This window comes from Stenotrophomonas sp. YJH_SMC_27, assembly GCF_059369815.1.
This window is the reverse complement of the sequence record NZ_JCAFTA010000013.1, coordinates 67920-93714: the sequence shown is the minus strand read 5'-3', so window position 1 is coordinate 93714 and position 25795 is coordinate 67920. Positions and strand designations below refer to the sequence as shown.

Annotated in this window: 22 protein-coding genes and 1 pseudogene; 10 read left to right on the top strand and 13 right to left on the bottom strand. The window is 60.2% G+C overall.

The annotated features are described in order from the left end of the window. Positions 1 to 2: 2 nt before the first annotated feature. From modA to AC5P7R_RS17650, 9 genes are all read right to left on the bottom strand, one after another. The gene (gene modA / locus AC5P7R_RS17690; protein WP_026070511.1) at positions 3 to 746 is read right to left on the bottom strand and encodes a molybdate ABC transporter substrate-binding protein; all 744 of its coding nucleotides are present in this window, start codon (positions 744 to 746) and stop codon (positions 3 to 5) included. An 87-nt stretch (positions 747 to 833) separates the two neighbouring features. Beyond that, on the bottom strand, positions 834 to 1193 hold the full coding sequence (locus AC5P7R_RS17685) for a hypothetical protein (RefSeq protein WP_017354491.1): 360 nt from the start codon (positions 1191 to 1193) through the stop codon (positions 834 to 836). Continuing rightward, positions 1190 to 1756 (bottom strand): molybdenum cofactor guanylyltransferase, encoded by a 567-nt coding sequence (gene mobA, locus AC5P7R_RS17680; RefSeq protein ID WP_026070512.1) that lies wholly within the window; start codon positions 1754 to 1756, stop codon positions 1190 to 1192. The genes AC5P7R_RS17685 and mobA overlap by 4 nt, the downstream gene beginning before the upstream one ends. Beyond that, the gene (locus AC5P7R_RS17675) at positions 1722 to 2240 is read right to left on the bottom strand and encodes a molybdenum cofactor biosynthesis protein MoaE (RefSeq protein WP_017354493.1); all 519 of its coding nucleotides are present in this window, start codon (positions 2238 to 2240) and stop codon (positions 1722 to 1724) included. Before AC5P7R_RS17675 ends, mobA begins: the two co-directional genes overlap by 35 nt. Before the next feature lie 3 nt (positions 2241 to 2243). After that, a complete protein-coding gene (locus tag AC5P7R_RS17670; protein ID WP_017354494.1) occupies positions 2244 to 2504 on the bottom strand; it encodes a MoaD/ThiS family protein in 261 nt (86 codons plus the stop codon). Next, positions 2504 to 3757, bottom strand: coding sequence for a molybdopterin molybdotransferase MoeA (locus tag AC5P7R_RS17665; RefSeq protein ID WP_017354495.1), 1254 nt, complete (start codon positions 3755 to 3757; stop codon positions 2504 to 2506). The genes AC5P7R_RS17670 and AC5P7R_RS17665 overlap by 1 nt, the downstream gene beginning before the upstream one ends. Further along, positions 3754 to 4752 (bottom strand): bifunctional molybdenum cofactor biosynthesis protein MoaC/MoaB, encoded by a 999-nt coding sequence (gene moaCB, locus AC5P7R_RS17660; protein ID WP_026070513.1) that lies wholly within the window; start codon positions 4750 to 4752, stop codon positions 3754 to 3756. The genes AC5P7R_RS17665 and moaCB overlap by 4 nt, the downstream gene beginning before the upstream one ends. Before the next feature lie 8 nt (positions 4753 to 4760). Further along, positions 4761 to 5801 carry a GTP 3',8-cyclase MoaA gene (moaA, locus tag AC5P7R_RS17655; protein ID WP_017354497.1) on the bottom strand — a complete coding sequence of 347 codons (1041 nt, stop codon included), beginning with the start codon at positions 5799 to 5801 and terminating at the stop codon, positions 4761 to 4763. A gap of 31 nt (positions 5802 to 5832) precedes the next feature. Beyond that, positions 5833 to 8106: an FdhF/YdeP family oxidoreductase gene (locus AC5P7R_RS17650; protein WP_495214111.1), complete on the bottom strand. Its 2274-nt coding sequence runs from the start codon at positions 8104 to 8106 to the stop codon at positions 5833 to 5835. 477 nt (positions 8107 to 8583) lie between these two features. Here AC5P7R_RS17650 and fdhD point away from each other — a divergent pair, with 477 nt between their 5' ends. The 3 genes from fdhD to cydB all read left to right on the top strand — a co-directional run bounded on the left by fdhD (position 8584) and on the right by cydB (position 11967). Then, positions 8584 to 9444: a formate dehydrogenase accessory sulfurtransferase FdhD gene (gene fdhD, locus AC5P7R_RS17645; RefSeq protein ID WP_026070516.1), complete on the top strand. Its 861-nt coding sequence runs from the start codon at positions 8584 to 8586 to the stop codon at positions 9442 to 9444. A gap of 109 nt (positions 9445 to 9553) precedes the next feature. Then, complete coding sequence (locus AC5P7R_RS17640; protein WP_017354500.1) at positions 9554 to 10942, top strand: cytochrome ubiquinol oxidase subunit I; 1389 nt, start codon at positions 9554 to 9556, stop codon at positions 10940 to 10942. 11 nt (positions 10943 to 10953) lie between these two features. Continuing rightward, on the top strand, positions 10954 to 11967 hold the full coding sequence (gene cydB / locus AC5P7R_RS17635; RefSeq protein ID WP_017354501.1) for a cytochrome d ubiquinol oxidase subunit II: 1014 nt from the start codon (positions 10954 to 10956) through the stop codon (positions 11965 to 11967). A 2286-nt stretch (positions 11968 to 14253) separates the two neighbouring features. Here cydB and AC5P7R_RS17630 read toward each other — a convergent pair. The 3 genes from AC5P7R_RS17630 to AC5P7R_RS17620 form a co-directional block, all read right to left on the bottom strand. Continuing rightward, entirely contained in the window at positions 14254 to 14703 is a 450-nt protein-coding gene (locus tag AC5P7R_RS17630; RefSeq protein ID WP_017354502.1) for a phosphatase domain-containing protein, read from the bottom strand. Between the two features lie 206 nt (positions 14704 to 14909). Then, entirely contained in the window at positions 14910 to 15344 is a 435-nt protein-coding gene (locus AC5P7R_RS17625; RefSeq protein WP_017354503.1) for an NIF family HAD-type phosphatase, read from the bottom strand. Positions 15345 to 15439: 95 nt separating this feature from the next. Next, the gene (locus tag AC5P7R_RS17620; protein ID WP_017354504.1) at positions 15440 to 16240 is read right to left on the bottom strand and encodes a hypothetical protein; all 801 of its coding nucleotides are present in this window, start codon (positions 16238 to 16240) and stop codon (positions 15440 to 15442) included. Between the two features lie 95 nt (positions 16241 to 16335). Here AC5P7R_RS17620 and AC5P7R_RS17615 point away from each other — a divergent pair, with 95 nt between their 5' ends. Continuing rightward, positions 16336 to 16581, top strand: a complete 246-nt coding sequence (locus AC5P7R_RS17615) for a helix-turn-helix domain-containing protein (protein WP_017354505.1) — start codon at positions 16336 to 16338, stop codon at positions 16579 to 16581. Positions 16582 to 17013: 432 nt separating this feature from the next. On the opposite strand, the gene AC5P7R_RS17610 is transcribed toward AC5P7R_RS17615, so the two are convergent. Further along, positions 17014 to 17841 (bottom strand): hypothetical protein, encoded by an 828-nt coding sequence (locus AC5P7R_RS17610; RefSeq protein ID WP_049421696.1) that lies wholly within the window; start codon positions 17839 to 17841, stop codon positions 17014 to 17016. Positions 17842 to 18320: 479 nt separating this feature from the next. On the opposite strand from AC5P7R_RS17610, the gene AC5P7R_RS17605 reads away from it, so the two are divergent. From AC5P7R_RS17605 to AC5P7R_RS17580, 6 genes and pseudogenes are all read left to right on the top strand, one after another. After that, positions 18321 to 18560, top strand: a complete 240-nt coding sequence (locus tag AC5P7R_RS17605) for a hypothetical protein (protein WP_049399270.1) — start codon at positions 18321 to 18323, stop codon at positions 18558 to 18560. 532 nt (positions 18561 to 19092) lie between these two features. Continuing rightward, a complete protein-coding gene (locus AC5P7R_RS17600) occupies positions 19093 to 19836 on the top strand; it encodes a hypothetical protein (RefSeq protein WP_017354507.1) in 744 nt (247 codons plus the stop codon). Continuing rightward, complete coding sequence (locus AC5P7R_RS17595; protein ID WP_049399271.1) at positions 19833 to 21683, top strand: hypothetical protein; 1851 nt, start codon at positions 19833 to 19835, stop codon at positions 21681 to 21683. Before AC5P7R_RS17600 ends, AC5P7R_RS17595 begins: the two co-directional genes overlap by 4 nt. Further along, positions 21683 to 22687, top strand: a complete 1005-nt coding sequence (locus tag AC5P7R_RS17590) for an ATP-binding protein (protein WP_332840906.1) — start codon at positions 21683 to 21685, stop codon at positions 22685 to 22687. The genes AC5P7R_RS17595 and AC5P7R_RS17590 overlap by 1 nt, the downstream gene beginning before the upstream one ends. A gap of 1717 nt (positions 22688 to 24404) precedes the next feature. Next, a pseudogene (locus AC5P7R_RS17585) lies at positions 24405 to 24613 on the top strand (integrase); the annotation flags it as partial. Positions 24614 to 24828: 215 nt separating this feature from the next. Continuing rightward, positions 24829 to 25794: a CBASS oligonucleotide cyclase gene (locus tag AC5P7R_RS17580; RefSeq protein ID WP_026070609.1), complete on the top strand. Its 966-nt coding sequence runs from the start codon at positions 24829 to 24831 to the stop codon at positions 25792 to 25794. The last annotated feature ends 1 nt before the right edge of the window (position 25795 follow it).

Sequence of the window (25795 nt, the reverse complement as noted above, 5' to 3'; positions counted from 1 at the left end):
CCTCAGGGCTTGCCGAACCCATGCTTGGCCAGGATCGCCTGGCCCTGTGCCGAACGCACGAAGGTGGTGAAGCGCTTGGCTTCAACCGGTTGCGCACTGGCCTTGGTCACCGCCAACGGATAGGCAATGCGCCCCGCCACCGGCACCGCGAAGGCACGGCGCACCCGATCAGGCATCGCCTGCGCATCGGTGGCATAGACGAAGCCGGCATCCACTTCACCGCGCGCCACGTAGTCCAGCGACTGGCGAACGTTCTGCGTGGTGATGGTCTTGCCCTGCACCGACGGCCACAGGCCCGCCGCTTCCAGCGCGCCCTTGGCATAGCGGCCGACCGGCACGCTGTCCGGGTTGCCCAGTGCGATGCGCTGCACACCGGCACCGGCCAGGTCCTTCAAGGTACGCGGCGCAGCCTTGGCCTGCGGCGGCACCACCACCCACAGCGCGTTCACCGCGAACACCTCGCGGGTGCCGGCCGCCAGCAGGTCCTGCTGCTGGGCCTGGTCCATCGTGGTTTCATCGGCCGACGCGAACACATCCACCGGCGCGCCGCGGCTGATCTGCTGCAGCAGCACGCCGGACGCGGCGAAGTTGAAATCGACCTTGGTTCCCGGGTGTGCCTTCTCATAGGCGGTGCCCAGTTCGCGGAAGCTCTCGGTCAAGCTCGATGCCGCCGACACCGTCAGGTCGGCCGCCAAGGCCGGCACCGTGGCCAGCAGTCCCAGCAACAACAGTCCAACTCGTTTCATCATTGGTTTCCCCGTTTGGTTGGGTTTAGATCGGTTTCACCGCCTATCCTTGGCATCGCAGGCGCTACATAGCTGGCCCGCCCAGAGCTAGGTAGAGGGTGCACGACGGTGCGGACCTCGTTGGCGCAGGCTGTCTCGTACATCCACATCGAATTGAAGCTGCAGCGAGATGTCATCATCCAGCGCAATGCCAAAACCCAGACCATCACGACAGGGCAAACGTAATGCCAAGGACTGAACCGCTTCGCGAGGAAGCATCAACCGGCAGTACTCGCTCCCCTCCAGAAGCACCGCCTGTTGCCCTGCATGCAGTGATAGCACCATGCCCCAGCCGCGATCGCCGCCGAACCGCGTCAGGTTCTCCACCGATTCGCCGGCCAGCAACTGCGCTAGCTCCTCTTCATCAACGCGCAGACGAACTGCCTGCCGCTGTAGCTGGACTTTCATGATGCAATGAACTCGAGCTCGGTTGAGGTGTTGCAGTTGAGTAGCTGGTCGTATTCGCTATCCGCCAGTGGCAGCTCGATTGCGCCCAAGCGTTCTCGCAGGGCGTGTAGCGAGCGGTGCGCCGCCGGATTCTCGATCAATTCCCGCAACACATGCCGGCAATGGTCATCAATCTGCAACCGCATCGGCAGGGGTTCTTCCGCAAACAGCACACAGGCAGCCGAAGGCGCATCACGTAACCGTTGTAGTAACGCCGGGGTCACATTGGGCGTATCCACCGGAAGCACCAGAGCGGCAGCGTCCGGCATGCACATGGCCACACTGTAGAGCCCGCCCAACGGGCCGCAGCGTGCCACGCGATCAGGAATGCCACCGAAGGCCGGGTAGTTGCCACTCACCCATACCCTTTCCGCACCTGCCTGTCGCAGCAGGCCACGCATGTGCTCTAGCAGGGTTCGCCCGTGCCACGGTAGCAGCGCCTTGTCACGGCCCATCCGGCTGGAAAGACCACCGGCCAGCACGATGCCGTCAGTGGGAATGTTCGTGATCGTGTGCACATTCATGGGCATTGTCATGAGCTTGCGTGGGTTCGTTATCCGCATGGCAGAGACTGCAGCCTTCGGTCCACTCGCTGTCGCCGTCCTCGTAATGCTCCTGCTTCCAGATCGGGCACTGGTGCTTGACCACCTCGATCAACTGCCGGCAGGCCCGGAATGCCTCGTCTCGATGCGGGCTGCCGGCGGCCACCACCACCGCCACATCGCCAATGCCCAACCGGCCCTTGGCGTGGGCCACATACAGCTTCAGCTTCGGACCGAACGTCGCCTCGACCTCTGCCGCCAGGCGCTTGAACTCGTTCAGCACCAAAGGTTCGAACAGGTCGTACGTGATCCCGGTCACCGGCCGGCCGATGTTGACGTCGCGCACCTTGCCGATGAACACGTCGATGCCGCCGAAGCCCGGATCAGATACCGCCGCGATGCCTTCGGCCGGATCGATCGCCGCCTGCGCGCGGTCCACCACCGTCGCGATGATCTTCTCGCTCATCGCTCAGCCCCCGCTCACTGGTGGCAGGATCGCCACGCGGCCATCGTCGGGCAGCGCCTCGTGGTCGCGCAGCACGCGTTGCTGGTCGGCAAACGCCGAGTAGTCCAGCAGGCCCGCGCGGAAACCCGGCCAACGCACCGGCAGCAGCTCGCGCAGCGCCTGGCGCAGATCGGCCACGGTGCCACCGGCCACATCGACGGCGATTTCGCGGCTGGCATCCAGATCGGAAAACGCACCGAACAACTGCAGATTCACCTGTTTCATCATGACTCCTGGCTCACCAGCTGCACCGGTTCGTGGTGACCCCAGCCCTGCACGCGCACGAAGGTGCCAGCGCTGGCCAGGTCTCCCTCGGCCTCCAGCACCACCCAGGCGTTGGCCTGCAGCATGGACATCAAACGGAACGACTCCTGCCCGGACAGTACGCGCGCACTCAGGCGCCCCTGCCCGTCCATTTCCACCCGCGCCCGCGCGTGGAAGCGCAGACCGGGCGGCTTGCGCACGTCGGCCTGCAGCGGCAGCCGCAACACCGGTTCCGGTGCAAGCCCCAGCAGGCGGCGCAGTACCGGCTCGACGAAGAAGCGCTGGCCCACGGCAGCCGAAACCGGGTTGCCGGGCAGGCCGAAGTACAGCGCGCCATTGGGCAACACCGCGAACAACAACGGCTTGCCGGGGCGGATCGCCACCTTATGGAAGACGATGCGCGCACCACGGCCACGCAGCGCATCGGGAACGAAGTCGTAGCGGCCGGCCGACACCGCGCCGGTACTGATCAGCAGCTGCGCGCCAGCGGCCAGCGCTTCATCCAGCACCGCATTGAACGCGGCCACGTCGTCGCCCACCGTGCCCTGCCAGACCACCTCGGCACCGGCCGCCTGCAGGCGGCCCACCAGGTAGGGGCGATTGCTGTCACGGATCTGGCCCGATTCCAGCGCCTGCGCCGCCTCGGTCACCAGTTCCTTGCCGGTGGCGATCACCGCCGCCCTCGGCCGCGCCACCACCGCCACCTCACCCACGCCCAGGGCGTGCAGCAGGGTGCGGGCATTGATATCCAGCACCTGGCCGGCGCACAGCACGCGCTCACCCTCGCGCACGTCCTGGCCGCGCAGGCGCACGTTCTGGCCCGGCTTCACCGTCGCGGTCAGCGCGATGCGGGTCGGGCGGCCGTCCTCGCTGGCGAGGATCTCCACGTTCTCGACCGGCACCACCGTATCCAGGCCAACCGGCATGCGCGCTCCGGTCATGATTTCCCAGGCACCCTCGCCGCCTTCGGCGCCGGCATCGCCGGCTGCCTGCCAGCCCTGCACCGCGAATTCGGTACCGGCCTCGAACGTCGCGCCGTTGGCGCGCAGCGCAAAGCCGTCCATCGCCGAATTGTCGAACGGCGGCAACGACTGCCCGCTGTGGATGTCACTGGCCAGGGTACGGCCGCCGGCTTCATGCAGCGGCACGCGCTCGGCCGGCAGCGGCGTGGCCGCGTCCAGCAGGTGCTGCAAGGCTTCGCAATAGGGAATCATGAGTGGCCATCCCCCTCGACCATCGCCAGGGCGTGGCCCAGTACCGGCGCCAGGATATCCAGGCACTGCGCCGCCGCCTTCGGGCTGCCGGGCAGCGCGAACACCAGCATGTTGCCCAGCTGCACCACCTCGGCGCGGCTCAGCCAGGCCATCGGCGTGTGCTGTGCACTCAGCGCGCGCACCATCTGCGCCAGGCCATGTACCGGCCGCGCGTTCAGGGAACGGAGCGCCTCCGGGGTCAGGTCACGCGGGCCCAGTCCGGTACCACCGGTACACAGGCACAGGCGCACGCCCTCGGCGGCCAAGGCCTGCAGGCGACCCGCCAATGGCTCGATGCCATCGGGCAACACCTCAGCGGCCACCACCTCGCCGCCCAGCTTTTTCAGGCCGGTCACCAGGGTCGGGCCAGAGATATCCTCATAGGTGCCGTCGCTGGCGCGATCGCTCAGCGTGATCACCGCGCAGGCCGCGCCCTCCAGGCCCTTCGGCGCACGCGGCTTGAAACGCGTGCGCTCGGCATCGTCCATGCCGTCGGGGTGCAGCCAGACACCGCGCTTGCCGCCTTCCTTGAACAGCAGGCGGATACCTTCGATGCGCAGGGCCGGTTCCACCGGCTTGCTCAGGTCGTACAGGGTAAGCAGCGCCGCGTTGACGCCGGCCAGTGCCTCCATCTCCACGCCGGTGCGCGCCTCGCTGGCGCACTCGCACCACACGCGGATCGCCTGCCGTTCCGGTACCGGCGCGCAGAACACCTGCACCAGTTCCAGCGGCAGCGGGTGGCACAGTGGCATCAGCATCGAGGCCATCTTGGCGCCCTGCAGGCCGGCAATCTCGGCCATCACCAGCGCATCGCCCTTGGGCAGGCGGCGCTCGACGATCAGCGGATAGGCCACTGGACCGGCATGCAGCTCGCCCACCGCCACCGCACGTCGGCGGGTGATGCGCTTGTCGCGGACATCGGCCATATGGAAGGCCGCATTCAATTCCCCACTCATCGTGTTGCTCATCCTCCGATGGAGGCCAGGTGCGGGGTCAGCCCGGTCTGGCCCTGGTGCAGTCCATGCCCGGCCGCTTTCAGGCCAAGCTGCGTGGTAATGCGTGCCAGCAGCGCGTCATGGTCATCGTCGCTCTGCAGCAGCGGGCGCAGCGGCACGCCGAACTCGCCGAACAGGCACAGCCGCAGGTCACCCTTGGCGGTCACCCGCAGGCGGTTGCAGCCCTTGCAGAAGTCACGCGAATACGGGGCGATGATGCCCACCGTGCCGCGATGGTCCGGGTGGCTGTACTCACGCGCCGGGCCGGCATCGGCGGCGCGCGGCCGTTCGTGCCAGCCAGCCGCCAGCAGCTGCTCGATCACCACGTCGGCGCGCAGGTGGTGGCGCTGGAAATAGGCTTCGTTGTCGCCGGTGCGCATCAGTTCGATGAAGCGCACGCTGAAGGGGCGGTCACGCAGGTAGTCCATCCACTGCGGCAGCTCGTCGTCGTTCAGGCCACGCAGCAGCACCGCATTGAGCTTGATCGCCGGCAGGCCCAGCGCCTGCGCCAGGGCCAGGCCCTGTTCGATCTCCGGCAGGCGGTCATGCCCGGTGATGGTCTTGAAACGTTCGCGCTGCAGGCTGTCCATGCTCACGTTCAGCGCGGTCAGGCCGGCGCGGTGCCAGCCCGGCAGGCGCCGCGGTAGCAACGTGCCATTGGTGGTGATGGCCACCTTGCGGATGCCCGGCACCGCCGCCACGGTGGCGATGATCTCATCCAGGTCCTTGCGCAGGCTGGGCTCGCCGCCGGTCAGGCGGATCTTGCTCATGCCCAGCGCGGCAAACGCACGCACCAGGCGCGCGATTTCTTCCACCTGCAGGAAGCGCGGGCGGCCATCGGCCTGGTAGCCGTCGGGCAGGCAGTAGCTGCAACGGAAGTTGCAGGCTTCGGTCAACGAAAGGCGCAGGTACGGAAAGCTGCGTCCGAAACCGTCGGTGAGTTGGCGGGGATGATCTGCCAGTGCGCCCTCACCTACCGGCTCTGGCGCCCGAATGAGCTCGGCTGACATTCTTAGTCCTCCCTACGACATGCCGGCGCAATCACTGTGAAATGACCACCCTGACCGGGATCGACTTCGCCGCGGGGGTACCACTGATGCGATCGAAGTAATCCAGAGGTAGCAGTGGATTGAGTTCAGGGTAGTAGCCCGCAATCGCGCCACGCGGCATCGGATAGTCAAGCACAGTCAACCCATCGACCCGCCGGCAGACGCCATCACTGGAGATCGTCTCGAGGCTCACCTGTTCCTCCTTCCCAATCCCTCGTGCTACTCGATCTTCCAGGTTCATGAAGAGGATCATTCGATCGTTATACACACCGCGATAGCGATCGTTGTAGCTGTAGATTGTCGTGTTGTACTGGTCATGGGAGCGAACCGTGGCCAGCCGAAGCATAGTGGGATCCTCGACCAGGTCGTTCACTTCAAGACCCGGCAACACCAGAATATTGGCCTTCCCGTTAGGTGTCGGCCACTCACGGCGGCGCGGCGGAATGTCCAAGTGGAAGCCACGCGGCGCCTGGATCCGTTCATTGAAGTCTGCGTAGATGCTGGGATAGACCGCCGCGATCAGCTCACGAACATGGTTGTAATCGTGCATGCAAGCTGCCCAGTCGACCTTGCTGTCCGGCAGTGTTGCCATTGCCATGCGGCACACGATCTCAACTTCCGGAAGAACATGTTCACTCACAGGCTCCAGTACTCCACGGGATGCGGTGACATTCGACATGGCATCCTCAATGGTGACAAACTGCTCACCCAGCGGGGTATGGATCCACTCCGAGCGCGCCACCACCGGTAGGATCAGCGCCTCCTTGCCATGCACTAGGTGGCCACGGTTGAGTTTGGTGGCGATGCCAACCGTAAGCTCAAGACCACGCATTGCCCTGTAGGCAATTTCGGTATCAGGAACAGCATGGATGAAGTTCCCGCCCATGCCGATGAAGACCTTGGCGGTTCCAGCCAGCATCGCCTCAATAGACTCAACCACATGGTGCCCATGTTCGCGCGGCGGTTCGAACCCGAACACGTCGCGAACTTGGTCCAGGTAGCGTTGCGTCGGCTTCTCATCAATGCCGACGGTACGGTCGCCTTGCACGTTGGAATGGCCGCGAATAGGAGCAATGCCCGCCCCGGGCTTTCCGAAGTTGCCGCGCAGCATCAGCAGATTGGCAACCTGCTGCAAAAGGCGAGATCCTTGCTGGTGCTGGGTCAGGCCCATGCCATAGCAGATAATGGTCGCACGGGAACGGATGTAGATCTCTGCACAACGCAGAATCTGCTCCTTCTTGATCCCGGACACTTGGACGATCTGGCTCCACTCCAGGGACATCACTTCTTCACGCAATGCCTCCAGCCCCAAGGTGTGCTCGGTCAGGAATTCGTGATCGAGAACAGACTCGCCGGCCGCTTCCCGCTCGAACATAGCCTTCATGATGCCCTTGATCAGGGCCAGGTCACCGCCGATGCGAATGTGTACAAATTCACTGGAAATCTCGGTGGAGCCAAACGTGGCCATCTGCACGACGTCCTGGGGCTCGGCAAAGCGAATCAGCGCACGTTCCGGCATAGGATTGACCGCGACAATTGGAGCATTACGCTTCCGCGCCTCCACCAAGTTGGACATCATTCGTGGTGAGTTGGTGCCTGTGTTCTGGCCGATGACGAAGATGGCCTCAGCATGCTCAAAGTCATCGAGCACGATAGTGCCCTTGCCGACACCAATTGCCGGCGGCAACCCCCGGCTGGTCGGCTCGTGGCACATGTTCGAGCAGTCCGGGAAGTTGTTGGTTCCGAACTCGCGCACGAAGATCGAGTACAGGAACGCGGCTTCGTTCGGCGTCCTCCCCGAGGTGTAGAACTCAGCCTCATGCGGGCTGGACAGGGCCTGCAGGTGTCGCCCGATCAGCGCGAAGGCCTCATCCCAGCTACAAGGAACGTAATGGTCGGATACCGGGTCATATCGCATCGGCTCGGTCAATCGACCCTGCATCTCCAGCCAATAGTCGGACTGCGCCATCAGCTCCTGGACAGTGTGCTCCGCGAAGAACTCACGCGTGGCGCGATGCTTGGTTGCCTCCCATGCCAAGGCCTTCGCACCGTTTTCGCAGAACTCCAGCTTCTTGGTGTGATCTGCATCCGGGAAAGCGCAACTGGGGCACTTGAATCCCCCAGGCTGATTCATCGACAAAAGCGCTTTAGATCCCTTGGCAATGACGCTCTGCTGCATCAGAACCTTGGCGGTTGCACCGGTGGCACCCCAACCACCGGCAGGATGGTCGTAGGCTTTGTAACGGGGGATCTTCTGCTCTGACATGACAGGCACTCGCAGCATGCAATTGGGAGTGGGAAAAGTTAAGCACGCGACGGCCTCCCCTTCCACGGACAGTATGTCCACCCTGCCCAGACAAGACGTCCGGCGTACACGCCGGGGATCGAATCGAGGCACTGGTGTCCGATACGAGTGCCTCAACGGACCCGAAGCGCTCATCCTGGCCCTCACCACGAACAGGTCTTCACGCCACCCGCCATCGATTGTAACTATCTAATTTATCGGGCGTTTTCTAGCTACAGGCACATGTAGCGGACAGGCGGGCCACAGCCCCTCGAACAGAATGTCGGATCAACTCAGCCAAACTGTCCATCTGCGAACATTTGTAAATTTTGACCGCAGCGGGGTGTACGCCTTGGGATACTCTCCGCACTGTCAAACCACTAAGAAGTCCCCGACCCGAGGGACCCTGCACGCCCAGATCATCGTTACCGGCTTCCCTCCCCGCCAGGCCTCATCTCCATGCAAGCGCCCAGCCCAGTACCTGCCAACGAGCCCTGCGGCATCGCATATCGAAGAACCCTTCGGTGGCGTGGTGGCGAGCGCGGCTCAATCATGGACAGCGTTGCCGAAGAAGTGCCTGTCGCGATGCTCTACAACGACAGTCCTTTCTCGGTGATGATGGCCAGCCCAACGGATCTGGAAGACTTTGCGCTGGGCTTTTCCATGACGGAGGGAACAATTTCTGATCCCTCCCAACTTCTCCGGATTGAAGTGAGGCCATCGCTGGAAGGCATTGAGCTGGCGATGGAAGTCACAGATAGTGCGCCCATCGTGTCAATGCCCAACGACGCCACCCGCAACCTACCCGGGCGTAGCGGTTGCGGGCTATGTGGAGCTAGTCGACTGGAGCAAGTGCTCAGAATGCCTTTGCCAATCGACCGACCCACCACCTACTCCGCCTTGGCGCTACGCGTAGCACTGTCCTCGCTAAAAGGGCTACAGCCAATGAACGAGGCTGCCGGCTCAACCCACGCAGCAGCATGGGTTCTCCCGGACGGAGCTATCGAAGTGGTACGCGAAGACGTGGGCAGGCACAACGCACTAGATAAGCTCATTGGTGCAATGAGGCGCTCATCGACTTCAACCAACGAAGGTCTCGTGCTTCTATCTAGCCGTGCTAGCTACGAAATGGTGAGTAAGGCCGCCTATGCAGGCATGGCGATCGTTGCAGCGGTATCGGCACCCACAGCCTTAGCCATAGATCTCGCAAAGGCCGCAGGGATCTGTCTTGTCGGTTTCGCGCGCTCGGATGGCTTCAACATCTATTCACACCCCCAGCGCCTACTCGATTTGGAAGCTGCACACCTAGCAGCCGTATGACGCCAGATGACGCCTGCCGTGCAATGAGCAAGGATCTCCGCCGATGAAATTGCTAGGCACCATCGGAACTTGAGCCGCTAGCCACCACCCACCCCCTATTGGGATCGTTATGGACGCCCTCCTCCTTTCCCGAATTCAGTTCGGCTTTCTCATCAGCTTCCATGTGCTCTTCCCTGCCTTCACCATTGGCTTGGCCAGTTGGCTTGGTTTCGTGGAATGGCGCTGGCTTCGAACCCGCAACCCGGTGTGGCGGGATCTGTTCTTCTTCTGGCAGAAGATCTTTGCCGTGTCCTTCGGCATGGGCGTGGTAAGCGGTATCGTCATGGCGTTCCAGTTCGGCACAAACTGGCCTCGTTTGAGCCAGATCGCCGGAACCGTAATCGGCCCCCTACTGACTTACGAGGTCCTGACAGCCTTCTTCCTGGAGGCAAGTTTCCTCGGAGTGATGATGTTCGGCTGGGGGCGAGTATCACCACGCCTGCACTTCTTTTCCACATGCATGGTCGCACTTGGAACGCTCTTTTCAACGTTCTGGATTCTTGCCTCCAACAGCTGGTTGCATACGCCTGCGGGCTACGAAATGATCAACGGAGTGGTCCATCCGGTTGACTGGTTCGAGGTTGTGTTCAATCCATCGTTCCCCTATCGACTGGCCCATATGGCAATAGGGTCATTCATAACAACCTGCTTCGTGGTGGGTGGTGTTGGCGCCTGGTACCTGCGGCGTAAGGAGCACGTCGAAGCCGGCCGCAAGATGCTTGGGGCGGCTGTGATATTTGCGGCCATTACCGTTCCTGTTCAGATTTTCGTGGGTGACATGCATGGTCTGAACACCCTCAAGCACCAGCCGATGAAGATCGCAGCGGTAGAGGCTCACTGGCATCAGGGCCAAGAAGGTGAAGGAGTTCCGCTGGTCGTCTTCGCTGTACCAAATGAGAAGGAAGAGCGGAACGATCTTGAGATCGCGATTCCGCGTGTTGGCAGCCTCATCCTGACTCACTCCATGGATGGAACCTTCGCACCGCTGACATCCGTACCGGCGAGCGAACGACCTCCGGTCACGCCTGTGTTCTTCGCATTCCGGATCATGGTTGGGATAGGCACCCTCATGCTACTGCTCGCCTGGCTTTCTGCTTTCACCCTGGCCCGCCGTAAGCTGTTCGATTCCGGGGCCCTGCTGCGCGCTTGGAACTGGATGCTTCCAAGTGGGTTCGTTGCTTTGGTGGCCGGCTGGTTTGTCACCGAGATGGGGCGCCAGCCTTGGATTGTCTATGGCGTTTTGCGAACGGCTGATGCCGTGGGACCGCAAACGGCCTGGATGACAGCGATCTCACTCGCGGTCTATGTCGCTGGATATGCGTTCGTATTTGGTTGGGGCATCTGGTATCTGGTCAAGATCCTCCGACATGGCCCACATGCCCAAGACGGAAGTCCGTCGCTAGAGGGTGGTGATCGCACACCTGCACGGCCTATCTCGGCCGCTGATCAATCTCTCTGAGGAACGCTGACATGGACTCGATGACCTGGTTGCCCATCGCCTGGTTCGCCGTCATCAGCTTCGGCGTCCTGATGTACGTCGTCCTCGACGGCTTCGTACTCGGTATTGGCATTCTCGCGCCCTTTGCCGAGGATGAAGAGCAGCTCGATGTGATGATGAACACCGCTGCCCCAATATGGGATGGCAACGAAACCTGGCTGGTGCTCGGCGGAGCCGGATTGCTAGCAGCGTTTCCAACAGCCTATGCAGCGCTTCTTTCGGCCCTGTACCTTCCAGTACTTCTGCTGCTTGTATCATTGGTTTTCCGGGGGGTCGCCTTTGAGTTCAGGTTCAAAGCCCATCGCTCCAAGAGGCTTTGGAGCGTGGCTTTCGGCCTTGGCTCGCTTCTGGCCGCGTTCTCTCAAGGAGTGATTCTTGGCACGGTGGTGCAAGGCGTGCCAATGACTGGTGACACCTACGCTGGCGGGCCATTCCTATGGTTCAGCCCCTTTGCCATGCTTACCGGAGCAGCCTTGGTTGCCGGCTACGCCTTGCTTGGAGGCACCTGGCTAATCTTGAAGACCGAGGGGCGAACCCACGCACTTGCCAGGCGCCTGACCCGCCCCCTGGTGGTCGCCGTGATCGTGGCCATGGGGCTCGTGAGCAGCTGGCTGCCGTTCCTTGATCTGCGACTAATGACTCGCTGGTTCAGTGACGGGAATTTCTGGTGGCTGTCCCCCGTCCCCCTTCTTACGCTCGCCGTGGCAGTGGCGCTGTGGCGCGCGGAGAAACGCCCCACTCATGATCTTGCCCCTTTCCTACTGAGCCTGTCGTTGTTTGTCCTGGGTTACCTAGGCCTCGTACTCGGCATGTGGCCGTACCTGCTCCCCCCGGCATTGACGATCTGGGATGCAGCAGCGCCAGTGTCGTCGCTTGGCTTCAGCCTGGTCGGCTTGGCGGTCATGCTTCCTGTCATCCTGGGCTACACCGCCTGGTCATACCGCGTTTTCCGCGGCAAGGTGAGTGCGAGCACGAGCTATCATTGAGCGTGATATGCCGCCCATTCGCCTGAAGTGGAGAATGGGCTCAACTAAAGCCCGGAAAGGGCGAGTGGGTTCGGTGGCGGCCGACTCATGAACTGAATGTCACTGGACTATCTTCAGCTAAGCCGAAGGTCAAATGCCACCGCCTCTGGCCCTCGACTTGACTCAATCAGTTAGCCAATACGCCCGGCCTCCCAGAATCGTGTATCGCCCTAAGACACACAGGATGTGATGAGTGGGGCCTTCAGCCGACCCTGAATCGTATGCCTTCGGATCGAACTGACTTGAAGGAAAGTCGATGATTCACGGTGAGGTGGTAGAAGAACGCCTCACACCAACGAAGTCGCCTAGAAAGAAGGACTACATCATGTATGGGGCCGCTACGAGATAGCCACCTGACAAGAGTGAGTGGGTCCCTTCCCGACAGCATGGGGCTAAGTAGCTCAACAGTAGAGCCTCTGGCCAACGTGCAAACCCACGGCCGTACGGATCTTAACCATAGGTGGAAGCCCTCCCGCTCAAGCCTACGCCTTTCAGCAAGCTCCGCTCTGAGCTGACGCCGGCGAACTTGGCGGGCTATCTCCAAGTGTGGCGAGTACTCCCCCTTGCCATGATAGGCAACCTTCAGGACGTAGCCCCGGGCCCTGGTAGGAATCGGTGAGTACGAAGCTCGAACACGCGCAAAGAAGTACCCCGCGAAAACGGCAGTTGCGACGAGAACAACATGAAGTTCGCTCGGGGCGATACGGTATCCACTCGCGGTGAAGAACTGGACGCAAACAAGTCCATCACAACCCGTAGGAATCAACGTTCGATACAACGTCGTCCCGGGAACATACAAGAGAAAAATGAAGCCATAGGCGCACCATTTCCAGCAATGAACTCGCTGATCCAGCACCGGCTCCCAACTGAGCTCTCTTTTGGGGCGGCGCAGAACGTAAGCGCCAATGAAGAGCAGCGAAGGAACGCCCAATAGCAGCAGCAGGTCGATGATCTTCTGAATTGAGTACATGGCAGGGTACTTAGAACGTCGCTCCGGAGCTCCTGGGCAAACGGGATGCCATCGACTGGATTCGTGGCCGGGACGACCCGCCAGGAGTCTGGACAGGGCTGTATCGGCCGCGCGACATGGAACTTGAACCACTGATTCGTCCATGCTCAATGGCCTACTCGCGCTCCTCGGCATAGCACGGCTCCCCAAAGAACCTAGAACACCGCTGGAGGAAGCGACGGGACTTTCACTCACAACTCCAGCGCAGCCACGGACAGCAGTGTGGCGATATCTGAAGATCAGATAGACGCGGACTCGCCTCGCTGCTATGCTGGTGAGCTAGGCGAGCGATCTGAGAGACAAGTGGCCTATGTTGTCACCCAACCGACCCTCATTTCGCATTGGCCAGAGTTGGACGATTTCGTTCGTTCAATCGGCCCGTTCTTAGCCTGCGCCTGGTGCGCACTGGAGCGCTCAAGGACCGTAAGCGGGCCTGTTGCCGCCGAGGGCTTGGCCTCAGCCGCACTCGATACGCTTGCCTCACTTCGCGTACTGCAGCGCATTCCCATCGCAGCCCCCAATTCCGGGGCGAGGTCCTTGTATGAGCCTCTGGCATGGACCTATCAGGCCGCTTGGTCACGTCAGGACGTGAGTCTGGAGGCCAGGTTGACCAGTACGCTTACCCGATGGGCTGCCGAATGCCCGTCCACTGCCAAACGGACCTTGGGAACCTCGCTCGCAGAGAGCGAAGCCCGTGCATACCTGGCCAACCTGCTACGCAAGTATCGGCTATCTCCCACGCTGGGCAATGGCCTGAGATCGACCCAGCTCCCGGAGTGGAATGCACTGAGCTTGGGACGCAAGAGGTATGTACTGTGGGCCGGCATGCGCAACGTTGCGTCGGAGTTCCTGAAAGCTGATCTGGACGAGGAGGCCGCCCGTCGGGTACTTGATCGAGAGATCAGCAGGAGATGCACTTGGCTCGTTAGCCGAGTTCAATCGGGAGCACTTGGCCCGACTGACTTTTGCTTCGTGCCAGGCCATGGCTGGCGTCAGCCGTTGATCTTGGACGTGGCAATGGAGACGTTTATCCCTCTGGGCAGACAGTACTGGCTGCAGCCAAGTAGCGACTGGAGGCTTTAGCGGATACTCTCCGCGCCGCGTCCACTAGTGGGCGCGCGACCCAGCGAATCCGGTGTCAGCGGTCGACTAGATCGCGTAGGTATCGGTGGCGCCAATAGCCAGGGCTGGCCTTGAACGACTGATGAGCTCGCCACGCGTTTGATCTGGAAGGGCAACTACGAGCGCAGTCCCTGTGCCCATTGCTGCAGGAAATCCTCCTGGACAGCGGTCTCGATGGCACCCGGCCTGACACGTCGCACCGAGCCAATGGCAGCCTGCGCTGTTCGCTCAGCCCCTGACTGCAGTAGAAGCATCGCTGCGACAGTGCCGGCTCGCCCCAGCCCACCCTTGCAGTGGACCACAATGCGCAGGCCCGAATGCAAACTCCGAACGAGCATTGACCCCAGTACTGGCCATCGTTCGAGCAACCTCTGGTCAGGTGCTGCGCCATCCGTGATTGGAAGGCCATGCCATGAGATGCCCTGCCCTTCAACCACTTGAGGCAAGCACTCGATCCGCAACTCACTGAACTCCCACGGCTCGAGTAGCGTGATCAGGTGGCTGGCTCCCCAACACTGAATCACAGAGACATCCACATCGATGTCTCTCGCCCATGCCCCCGTCATCGCAACTTCTTGGTACTTACCTGGCGCGAAGGTCACACCAATTGCCCCTCCCCTTTCGCCAACCGGGAGTTCCGCGATAGCTAAAGGGTGGGTCAAACTTGTTCGAATCATGTCGGATCTCCTGAACGACAGCCCATTCCTATGCAGCAACCGGCGCTGCTGGCTGGAAGAGCTGCACCCGCCAACCCACTCACTAAGCACACCAACTACAACGGAACAACCAATCGTTCCTTCAGCATCTCAAGGGCCACTTCCAGGCCGGCGTCATCCGCGTCATATGGAGCGCCGAACAAAGAGACCTCAATCCAATAGCGCTCCTGCCCCGGATGGATGTAGTCCGCGTGATCGTCCAGCAACAGCGCTGCACCCAGGATCGGAGACACATACCGGAGGTCCTTCGTTGCCCCTCCCCAGAATGTATATGGCAACTCAGCGAACCAGCCTGGCGCGCTCCCTTCCTCGACCAGCAGCCGCGAAATCCTGCGGAAAGCTGCCTCAGGGACCGTGGTGTAGATGACCAGATGCTCGAAGAGTTCATGAGCGACCTCAAGGAACTGATAAAGCCCTGGGCGTGGAATCTGGCTGACAGCATTTGAGATCAGCGTCCCCTCGAGATCGAGAGCAAGGATGGTCGGTCGCATTGAGCGCTAGGATCCTCATCAGCAGTTGGACACTTGGATCTGGAGCGTTCCGCGCTGCGCTTGGTCATCGGACGCAGTTGCGGAACGCCAATGAGTCAGATATCTGAGAACTTCTCGGCTTGCTTAAGCTGATTCTCCAGAGACTGGATCTTTTCCCTATAGTTGGCAGCTATGTAGGGCTTGTCATTGAAGTCCAAAGCCGTCTGAGGAATTAGTTCGAGCTCGACTCGCGTTGAAGACGCTTGTCGAATTGCCAGTGTCGACCACGCATCATCACCTTTTACGAAGCCAACATTGAAGCGCGCCGTGACGCCGCGGCTCGGCTTGAGGCCATCAATCGATCGGAAGTCGCTGTGCACCCGCGACTTTGCCGTGGGCTGAGCTTCGCCATTGATGTAGAGCGTCGCCGCCCAGCTGGCCTGGCTGAGCGCCAAAGTTGAGCTATTCGCAATTCGCGCCTCAATGACCGGCTTCGGGCCAAAGAAGCTGTCCTCGATCCGTAACGTTGCGCCACTCGCACGCACTCTTTCTAGTTCGGTGATCGTCGGCCGCTGCGCGTTGGCCTGCTCCTGCAGAGCAAGAATTTCTTTTGGATGGGCATCCCTAATCTGCTTGATGTGCCCCCTAACCACCTGTCTTATAGATGCATTCGGGTAGGCCTTGTTCAGCTCAGCCAGATCAAGGCCGGCAACGGCCCAGTTGAAGGCATCCCGCTCATGGGCACTCAGCTCGGCGTCAATTGCGTCAATCGACGCTCTGTATTGCTCCTGCGTGCCGTCAGTGACCAACTTCCTGTCTACTGGACCGCTGCAGGCGGCAACTAGGACCGTCAGAGCAAGCAGCAAGCCCTGCCTGCCCCAGCCAGCTGCGTCGCGTCGACGTTGTTCTTTGATCATGCCCTTCCCCTGTCAATGAGAAGCACAGGATATCTGGTTTTTAGATATCGGAGAACTGGATATAGCTTCTGAAGCCGCTCAACCAGGGTGCGGCCGTGGCCAAGACAATCCATCGCAAGGAATACGCCGCCCTGATTGAGACCGTCAGAGACGCGCGCTTGGCTGCTGGCCTTACCCAAGTACAAGTGTCCAGCAAGCTGGGGCGCAGCCAGTCGTTCATTAGCGATGTTGAGACAGGGAAGCGCAGGGTTGACGTCGTGGAGCTTAGGGACATAGCGCGCCTGACAGGCCTATCCCTGGGCAAGCTCATTGCCGACTTTGAGAAGCGACTCAAAGACTGACTTTACTGAGCTAAGGCTCAGTCTTCTTCAGATGCGTACCACTAGGCTCACGCCTAGTGCCCACCCCACTATCCCGCTCAACGAGCATGCGACCACTTTGAGCAAATGGCTTCTTGCCAGTTCTGGCTACACAGGACTGGCTGGTCAAGTGGTGGCCTCCAGCGCACCATCCGAGCTAGAAGGGAAAGCATTCATAAGCCCTGTCGGCGCGCTTGACTGACGATTCCTTCGCAATAAGAGGTTCAGCGCTTCAAGGAAATCCCTTTGGGGCGACCTCTTCGTACTGACCATAGCTTAAAAGGCTCGGCATGCATTGCAGAACCAGCATGCGCATCTCCCCGCAAGAACAGTGACCTCCACCGCGCGGCTAGCGTTGATACCTCTCCCTTGTTGACGCCACTTCAAGGTAACGAAAGATCCTGGAGGCGCATCTCACGGCTCATCAACCATGGGATGCGGATGCTCAACGTCAACCAGCATGTCGACAGAACGCATGAACTTCAGAAGCACTGCGCCCAGAGGCTTGATGCGGGTGTAAGGCGAGCTTCCGATGCTAGAAGTGGGCAGGACTTCCGCCACGCATGCCGCTACCGGACTGATTGGCGCAAACTGCTTGAGAGTTGCAACCTCGCCGTGACAAACATCCTCCGGCACGTCCAGCAGCCCAAGAAACAGGTCGTCAATTGCATCTTGAGTCGGCAAAGATCCGCCGAGCTCAGTCCCAGCCAGCTGCGCGAATGCTCCTTGCCTTGTCAGATCATTCACGAAAGCAAGATAGTGCGAGTGAAACCGGGCGAAGAATGTATCCACCCCACCTGTGCGAGGAGTCACCGGAAGCATGCACGGATAGTCATCTGCGAAGAATACCCCCTTCGCCGAATTGCTACTAAACGCGCTGGAATCCGTATTGCCAAGTGGAAACCCAACATCCTTTGGCAACAGCGATCCCCTACGAAGCCTGACCACCCGCTGCTCCATCAACAGCTGGATTGCCGTGCATGCGTCGGGGCGCAATCCCCAAACAGCACAAAAACGAATAATTGCCCAGCGTAGTGCATCCCGGACATCTACTGCAGTCTCGAGCCTACCGCTGTCTATAGCTAACAGATAGTTACACGCACACAGGCCTATCGCGTCCAAGGAGCCACCTTCGGCCACGTTGAACATGGACTCCAAGGCATCTACCCGACTTGGCGCATAGCTGCTGAGGCCAGGGAGATTGTGATGAGAAGCCACCAGGCGTTCGGTGATGGACGGCATCAGTAGCCCAAGACGCTCCATTAGTGATCGACGTACGCCCCGCAATTGCTCCGCAGTGGGAGCCTCTGTGCTGCAGATCATCCAGATCGGATGCTCGAAGGCCTCCTTTGCAGCCGCGAACGCTGGATCCCCATGCACCGAGTCAATCAAGTATCCACCAGGACCGCGTAGCTTCCCTGGATGATGCCCCTTGCTGAAGAACCGGTAGAAGGATCGGGGACGACCGTTGGCCGCTTGCGCGTGTATATCGAGCCCAACTCTAGGCAAGAGCAACTGATCAAGATCATCCCAGGTCAGTCGATCGCCATGCAGCCTTCGCACAACGCAGGCCCACACGCTATTGCGGACGACCAGCGCCACGTCTGTTGGAATCTTGCCACGAGGCATACTTATGGATCTTCTGAAGCGGGACTAAAGAATCCCCTAGAACTGGCTGCAATTGTGCATGATGGGGTCCAACGGTAGCTAGGAGTTGCGTCATGCCTATCCAGAATCCAGAAGCAGCAGTCTCCACCGAACTCAGTCGCGAGCTGCTAGAGCGGCATGGGGAGCTCATGGGCGGCAGCGACCTCCAGCGGAACCTTGGCTTTCCAAACGGCCGCACCTTCGGCCGAGCCGTCCAGCGTGAACTTTTGCCGGTTCGCACCTTTCCGCTGCCAGGTCGGCGGGGGTTGTTCGCCAAAACGCGAGATGTCGCTGAGTGGCTGAACTCGCTGTAATTCCTGAGCACGCGAGCTGAGGCCGAAGCCAAAAGGCCCGCACCACTTCTGATCTGCTGAAACTCACCTAGGCGCACAGTGCGCCCCTGAACGGCTTGACGCCAAAACTCCAGCTTCAAAGGAGGCATTTAGCCCCCCAGTTCATCAAATCTCCGACCCCGGAAATGAAATCGCGCCCGCAGCAACGGGGGCGATAGCCTCTCGCCGGAGCGAGAGGGGGTGAAGCTCTACGATAACGTATGTAGGCTCCCGCAATTCCGACTTCGTGTCAAGCGGCAAAGCTGCTTGAGCGGGCATCTGCGCGCTCCGACTGCCATCGTATGGCAATCGGCACGGCACCCCATGCCCGAAATCCCCAATGACCCTGCTGGCCATTGCCGCCAGTACCGAGCCTCATTCTCCGAGGCCAACCGGGAAGTCGATCGATGAAGATCCAACACTCAGCTGACCATGCATTGAGTCATCCCTCAATCGCGATTGCGCAGCGCCACTCCTCGACCATGCGAACTGCAGTCATCCACAAGGAGGCAGCATGAGCAACCACGCGACCAATCCCGTGAGCCCGTTCCAAGGCGTAGCGTCTGCACGCGCCTCCGACCCGCTCCACAATGGGAAGGATCGACCGCTGGCCCCCCGTGAACTAACCGCTGGCCAGATCAAGAGGGGGGACATCTTCACCTTCTTTAGCCCGAAAGAGAACCGGACGGTTACCGTACACGGCCCCCTGCAACTCGCGCTTCGACTGCAATTGGAGTTTGATCCATCAGTGGCGGCCGTGACCGAGAGGCCTCGGTCCATCCCGGTAGGACTTGACAGCATGGAACTCCATTTCTGGTTTCAGAGGCGCGGAGGCCAGGAGATCTATGCAAACGTCATTCCGAATTCGCAGACAGTACCCGGCGTGGATGGCAAGCGTCGTCCTCGCGAGCTGGACCGGCTTCGTTCAGCAGCCAAGGATGCAGGCATCTCTTTGTGGCTAATCACGGAGGACGAACTCAAGGCGCCCGGCGGCAGGAATGAGCTCTGCTACCAACTGCTCGGGTTCTGCCAGTCAGCCAAGGATCTGGGGAGCAGCCTGGCGTTGCGACAGGAAATCGCCGCGACCATCGAGCGAAGCGGCAGCATCAGTGCAGATGAACTCATCCATGAGCTCAGGCACCACCCTCGAACTCACATTCAGGGGGTCGTGGCTGAGTTGCTTCACGTCGGATTTCTGGCGACCGATGCATTTCCTCGAATGACGGGGCGATCAAGGATCTGGAGGGCCGACCCATGAGTTCCAAGTTCAATGCCGTCGACCTCGAGTCGATCCGGGCAACTCCAAGGCCAAATGGGATCGTACTTCCAGCTGATCAACAGTCGGAATTTCAAGCCCGCCTGTCAGCACTCACCAGCGTCCTTGATGGGGCAACCTTGGTCGACGCAGCCCTTCGATGGGGCGTGCCGCGAAATACCCTCTCTCGAATGATCCGGACCGCACTGCTCTTCGACGAGAGCGGTCATCGAGTCGGATACCGAGCCTGCATTCCCTATGCGCGATTCAGCGTGTCAGATCGCAACAACTCGGTCGTCCCCGATAGTTCACATCCGTTCGCCATAGATGCTGTCCTGCAAGCGATCCCCGAACTCGGCGATGCAGTCGCAAGATTCAAGGGCGCCTTGCCAACACAGTCCAAAAGGAGCCCCGCGTTCGACAGGCTGCATTCCCAGTTCGTGAAGGTGCTGACTGGGAAGGGCTTTCAGGCCATGTATCCGCTCAACATCCGTGACAAGGGAAGACGAGCACTGACCTCCCTCATAAAGCGCATCCGAGGCACAAAGAGCGAAAATGAGATGCTCTTGGCTGCGGATGAGCCTACTTCCACCCGAATCGAGAACCTACTCAGCATTCGGCCATTTGATCGAGTTGAGTACGACGAGCATTCCGTCGACATCGACGCATGGCTGGCCATGCCGATGGCGGACGGCTCATTCCGGCTAGAGAAGATTAGTCGGATCTGGCTACTGGCAGTTGTTGATGTCGGGAGTGGCGCCATCCTTGGTTGGGAAATGGTGCTTGGCCGGAAGTACGAGCAACACGATGTAGTCAGCCTGTTCGCGAAGATCATGAGCCCCTGGCAACCAAGGGATCTGAGCACGTCGAACTTGAGCTACTCGACTAGTGCATGGATGCCGTCGATCTACCTAGTGGATGAGGTAGTGATGAGAAGCGCAATGATCGCAATGGACAACGACTCATCCCATCACGCCAAGATGACAGTCCGAAATCTCATTGATCATCACAAGGGAATCCTGCACTTTGGACGATCCGGGATGGGCGAAGGTCGCCCCTACATCGAGGCTCTATTCAAGAAGATTGAGAATGGCCTGCTGCGCCACATCGCCGGCGGCTTTGCTCCCGCAACGCAAGTGAATGAGCGTCAAGTCACTACAAAGCTTGACGGGAAAGACCACCCCATTCTCCTGGAGGTCTTGAAAGACCTCATTGACACCTATGTTACCTCGCACAATGTGACGAGCCGGTCCACTCGCGAACCCAGGTCGCCCAAGCGAATCATTGATGAGCATCTGGCATCTGGGGAGTGGGTGTGGCATGCACCTGGCACCGAAGATGACGTGAGAAACATGACCGTTAGGCGGATGAAGGTGACCATCAGAGGCTCCAGAAGGAGTGGTGTACCTCCCCTCGTCTATCTCGACCACGCTAGGTACAGGTCACCAACACTGTCTGGACAGTGGCACCTGATTGGGCAGTCATTTGACGCAACCTACGAAGACTGGCGAGACATTCGCAAGCTGACCCTCTGGAGAGGCGGTAAGCGTGTACTCACACTTCACGCTCTCGCCCCATATGCGAGCGTGGCCCACACGCTGTCGATCAGGAAGCGCGCGGCACGCTGGGCGAAGAGCGACGCGTCACGGGAGCCCGGTAACTACTGTTTAGCCGACAACATTGAGGCCTATCACGCAGCCGTCCGATCGGCGGCCGCTGGCGTCAGGGACAGCGCCTCGCTCATGGCAGCTGGCGATGTGCCCAAGCCACCTTCCACGACCAACAGTCAGGGGCAAGGCTCTCCACTGATGGGAATCCGCAGGGCCACGTTCAACACGAGGCTCCGCTGATGAAGGCCCCGGCGAGCCTTGAGAACCACCCAATGCACGCGCGACATCGCCCCAATATCCAGACTCTCCCCTTACTGCGAATGGCATCTGGATTCGCCACGTGCCTGGAGTATGGGCGGCCGAGCCTGAGGATCATTGGCGATGGCCGGTGTGGGAAGTCAACTGCCACGCGAATACTTGAAACCACCACTTCTTGGCGACCATTTCCTATTGGATTCCTCCGGATGGTCGTCGGAAAACCGACTACCCCTAGCGAAGGCAACTTCTTCCGCGAGGTCATCCTTGGACTGGGCATGAGGGCAACAACCGTAGCCAGCCCACAGGATCTCCTCCTCAGGATCATCCGGGCAATTGAGCAGGAAGCCGCTAGAGCATCGGCCGACGTGGTCGTGATTGCGATCGATACGGCTGAGCAGCTCACGCTCAAGGACTACGCCCACCTTGCAAAGCTTCAGAACCACTTCCTCGGATCATCAGTGCAACCGTTCTTTCTCTTCATCCACCAGAGCAACAGCGTGATTGGAGGCGCAGACGATCTTAGTCAGCTGGCGCCGCCACATCTGTATGGCCGATTCTTTGTCGACAGCCATCCTTTTACCGGGCTTCTCTGGGACATCCCGACGGAGGACGCTGACGTGCAGGACGCATGTGATGTCGCCTTGGCATTTCGCCAGCTTGACCAAGTTATGAGGTGGCCGGACGAGGGAGGAAAGACCTACACCGAAGCATTCGCACCCTATGCTTACAGCGTTGGCTGGCGCCTTGAGAAGGAGACCGAAGCGATACGCGAACGAATTGAGAACCTTGCCAATCAAGGCAACTATCCCGTTCCCAAGGATTGGCTCATGGCCTCCTTCAACCAGTTTGTCTACCACCTACTCACCAAGATCGCTGCTGGGCGCAACGATTTCGAAGGGCTTACTACCCAGCACATTGATGAAGCTCTCCTGCGCAGCGCATACGCCGGCTTCGAAAGCTCAAGAAATAGGGCCGTAGGCAAATGAGGAGCGGCGCTCAGCTGGTCGGCGGCAACCTCCGACTTGTTCCATACCAATCGGCTTTTGGCTGCGTCGCGAGGCTATCGCGACTGAACCAGGCCAGGCGGGTCACGGAGTACTCACAACTCCTCGGAATCAAGCCAAACAGAAACATCAACCTGCTCTTGAGCCTGACGACCTCGCAAGTACAACAAGAGGCACTCTCTACAACCCTTGGGATCGAGACTCCGCCCGAGTGGGACTTGGCGGCGTGGTATCCGTTCATGACGGACGACCCGAGACTGCCCTCCCATCTCAGGTTGAGGTACTGCCTTCCTTGCATCAGACTCGGGTATCACACCACACTGCATCAGCTGCCCTGGATTTCCACGTGTCCCTGGCATGGCGTTCGCCTGCGCCAGAGTTGCCCACGATGCAATGGATTTCCGGTGACAGTCGCTGGCACGCCCACGAAGTTGCTCACCTGTGCGTGCGGCTTTGACCTTATGAATGAGTCGGCTTCCGCCTTGCAGAGACACCCCCACCCCAATGCCACGGCGTATCTACAGGCCTACCTCAACTGGTGTGCGGAGCAAAGGCGTACAAGTCGGCTGATCGTAACTCCAGGGGTACACGTTGATCCCAGCAGGATTTCCAGCCTTGTGGACCTTCCTCCTGGCCTGGCGCTACGCCAGGCCAGGAGGGTCTGCAACGCTAAAAGGTACAGGCTCACGACACACCCAGATCAACAATCACCACCAGCAGGCGCAGATACAGCACTACGTGCAAACCATACGGGCTCTGAGGACGACTCAGGCCCAATCCTCCGTTACATTGACCAGAATGCAGCCAGAGGTTCCCGACGAGGTCGATCAGATCAGGCCTTTAGCCCTCAAGGCGAGCGAGTCGCCGGAGCTCGGGATCAACCGGCTCCGGATGGATGGAGCAGCTACGCCGCGACCAGGCCAGGCGGGCGCTATCGAGTGATTCACCCCAACTATTTGAACTTCGTAGATGAGCTCCTGGGCAAATTCAGCCATTCCAGCCCGCAGCGGGTGAGCAACTCGGGATTGGGACTACGAGTGAGACTAGCGGTGCTCGCCCAGGGCTACGCGGACGGCATCCTCCTCTCGGAGCATGAGGGCAACTTGAGCGCGCTTCCGGAGCGTTATAGATCGCCCAGTCCCATTGCGCTTTTGGATACGAGCCATCCACACGAATTGCGCGTGGCGTTCGGATAACGCAACCCTAAGCAAAGGCATCGATCGCCCCACCCTAAACTTCTGACGCACAACTCAGCTGCCGAGATAGAGAAGCCGCCTGTTTGCACCTGGAAATGGGCGGCACCCATTTATTCGTAGCATTTGCCAACAACAGCAATCGAATCCACGCCAGGGCCAGGCGCCTTCAATCCGTGATGCTGATGCACCAGTCAATGCCAGATGGCGCCATCGGGCAGAGACTCTGGCTGGTCTACCATCAGTAGATAGTCAGGAGCAAGATGACGCTGAGGGTTCGGCGCCGCGCGATAGGCCTGAATGACGTACTGGACCAGCGGGACTTCCACCCCAAACCGAAGACCTTAGGTGCCCCGCATGTACTCCTCGCGCACCATCTGCCGTTGTGCGCCAGTCAGTTGCGGATACTGCCCACCGCTAGGATCACCGATGACGCGCTGTCCTGCCGCGTGCGGGCACCCGGGTTGACTTGGCGATAGGCGCCCCACACCACCGCCGTGGTCATCCAGCACCGCGCCGCACTCGCCGGCCTGGAGGGGACTTCGGCGGACACAACCTGCGCTCGGGCTTCATCACCGAAGGGGCGCACCAAGGCTTGGCGCTGCCCGCCCTGATGGCGAATACCGATCACCGCTCGGTGGCCAGCGCGGCTGGCTACTTCCAGCAGGGCGGCGCCCAGCACAACCCGGCCGCACGGCTGCTCGACGCGGATTGAGCCCGTCCCAGGCGCGCCGCGTCCCGGCACCCACCCACGCCCTTGAAACTGTGAAAGCCATCCCAATGTTGATCGGGAGCTATCAGCTTTCCGGCCCGTGATCGGGGAAGAGTCGCAGTTCCTGCGACAACGAGCCGGCAAGTTGGCAGCGGGGAAGTCGCAGTACCACCTCACCTATCCGCCGGTCGGCACGCGCCCGGCTTGGAGATCGATGCATGGGAACGCAGCACGTAGGCCATAGGGAGCTTGTCAATTTTGCCGACGATCGGGTCAATCTGCCACGCGATAAAGCCAATGAGCTACGCGCGCAGGCGCGTGGACTGAGAGAGCGTCTGGAGACCTACCTAGGGCAGCACCCGGATTTCACCCTTCGAAAGATGATCCTTTCGGGAAGTCTGGCAAAAGGCACCGCATTGCGGTCGCTCAACGACATTGACGTGGCCTGTTACATCAGTGGGGCAGACGCCCCCAAGGACATTGGGAGGCTGCTGGAGTACTTGGCAGAGCGGCTTCGAAAGGCTTATCCAAATTTCAAGCCCGAACAAGTCAAGCCCCAGACTTACTCCGTAACAGTCTCGTTCCAAGGTTCTGGGCTGGATGTGGACGTGGTGCCGATCCTCTATGACGGCGATCCTGACTGGTATGGCAACCTAGTCAGTCAGGATGATGGCTCGTTCTTGAGAACCAGCATTCCCCGGCACCTAGAGTTTGCCAAGCGGCGTAAACAATTGCAGCCTTCGGATTTTGTGCAGGTGGTGCGCTTGGTCAAGTTCTGGGCAAGGCGCATGAAGACGGAAGTTCCCGGCTTTCGTTTCAAGTCCTTCATGATCGAGATGATCCTGGCAAAGCTGTGCGATGAGGGGCGTGATTTCTCCAACTACCCCGAAGCGCTCCAGCACTTCTTCACCTACGTGGCGCAGAGCGGCCTTCGCGAACAAATCGCATTCCAGGATTACTACCCTACCGCCATTATCGCCGCCTTCTCCGAGCCTATGCAGATCATTGATCCGGTGAACGAGAAGAACAACGTGGCCAAATTGTACGGTCACGCGCAGGTCGATGCCATTGTCGAGGCGGCATTGGATGCCGGCGACGCGATTGATGCGGCACTGGCTGCACCGACCAAGCAGGAGACCGTGCGCTACTGGCAAAAGGTCTTCGGCTCTTCCTTCCAAGCGTGAG

What these genes read in the sequence shown, in the direction of transcription:
- modA (WP_026070511.1), bottom strand. Translation starts at nt 746, where the DNA reads ATGAAACGAGTTGGACTGTTGTTGCTGGGACTGCTGGCCACGGTGCCG.
- AC5P7R_RS17685 (WP_017354491.1), bottom strand. Translation starts at nt 1,193, where the DNA reads ATGAAAGTCCAGCTACAGCGGCAGGCAGTTCGTCTGCGCGTTGATGAA.
- mobA (WP_026070512.1), bottom strand. Translation starts at nt 1,756, where the DNA reads ATGAATGTGCACACGATCACGAACATTCCCACTGACGGCATCGTGCTG.
- AC5P7R_RS17675 (WP_017354493.1), bottom strand. Translation starts at nt 2,240, where the DNA reads ATGAGCGAGAAGATCATCGCGACGGTGGTGGACCGCGCGCAGGCGGCG.
- AC5P7R_RS17670 (WP_017354494.1), bottom strand. Translation starts at nt 2,504, where the DNA reads ATGAAACAGGTGAATCTGCAGTTGTTCGGTGCGTTTTCCGATCTGGAT.
- AC5P7R_RS17665 (WP_017354495.1), bottom strand. Translation starts at nt 3,757, where the DNA reads ATGATTCCCTATTGCGAAGCCTTGCAGCACCTGCTGGACGCGGCCACG.
- moaCB (WP_026070513.1), bottom strand. Translation starts at nt 4,752, where the DNA reads ATGAGTGGGGAATTGAATGCGGCCTTCCATATGGCCGATGTCCGCGAC.
- moaA (WP_017354497.1), bottom strand. Translation starts at nt 5,801, where the DNA reads ATGTCAGCCGAGCTCATTCGGGCGCCAGAGCCGGTAGGTGAGGGCGCA.
- AC5P7R_RS17650 (WP_495214111.1), bottom strand. Translation starts at nt 8,106, where the DNA reads ATGTCAGAGCAGAAGATCCCCCGTTACAAAGCCTACGACCATCCTGCC.
- fdhD (WP_026070516.1), top strand. Translation starts at nt 8,584, where the DNA reads ATGCAAGCGCCCAGCCCAGTACCTGCCAACGAGCCCTGCGGCATCGCA.
- AC5P7R_RS17640 (WP_017354500.1), top strand. Translation starts at nt 9,554, where the DNA reads ATGGACGCCCTCCTCCTTTCCCGAATTCAGTTCGGCTTTCTCATCAGC.
- cydB (WP_017354501.1), top strand. Translation starts at nt 10,954, where the DNA reads ATGGACTCGATGACCTGGTTGCCCATCGCCTGGTTCGCCGTCATCAGC.
- AC5P7R_RS17630 (WP_017354502.1), bottom strand. Translation starts at nt 14,703, where the DNA reads ATGACGGGGGCATGGGCGAGAGACATCGATGTGGATGTCTCTGTGATT.
- AC5P7R_RS17625 (WP_017354503.1), bottom strand. Translation starts at nt 15,344, where the DNA reads ATGCGACCGACCATCCTTGCTCTCGATCTCGAGGGGACGCTGATCTCA.
- AC5P7R_RS17620 (WP_017354504.1), bottom strand. Translation starts at nt 16,240, where the DNA reads ATGATCAAAGAACAACGTCGACGCGACGCAGCTGGCTGGGGCAGGCAG.
- AC5P7R_RS17610 (WP_049421696.1), bottom strand. Translation starts at nt 17,841, where the DNA reads ATGCCGTCCATCACCGAACGCCTGGTGGCTTCTCATCACAATCTCCCT.
- AC5P7R_RS17605 (WP_049399270.1), top strand. Translation starts at nt 18,321, where the DNA reads ATGCCTATCCAGAATCCAGAAGCAGCAGTCTCCACCGAACTCAGTCGC.
- AC5P7R_RS17600 (WP_017354507.1), top strand. Translation starts at nt 19,093, where the DNA reads ATGAGCAACCACGCGACCAATCCCGTGAGCCCGTTCCAAGGCGTAGCG.
- AC5P7R_RS17595 (WP_049399271.1), top strand. Translation starts at nt 19,833, where the DNA reads ATGAGTTCCAAGTTCAATGCCGTCGACCTCGAGTCGATCCGGGCAACT.
- AC5P7R_RS17590 (WP_332840906.1), top strand. Translation starts at nt 21,683, where the DNA reads ATGAAGGCCCCGGCGAGCCTTGAGAACCACCCAATGCACGCGCGACAT.
- AC5P7R_RS17580 (WP_026070609.1), top strand. Translation starts at nt 24,829, where the DNA reads ATGGGAACGCAGCACGTAGGCCATAGGGAGCTTGTCAATTTTGCCGAC.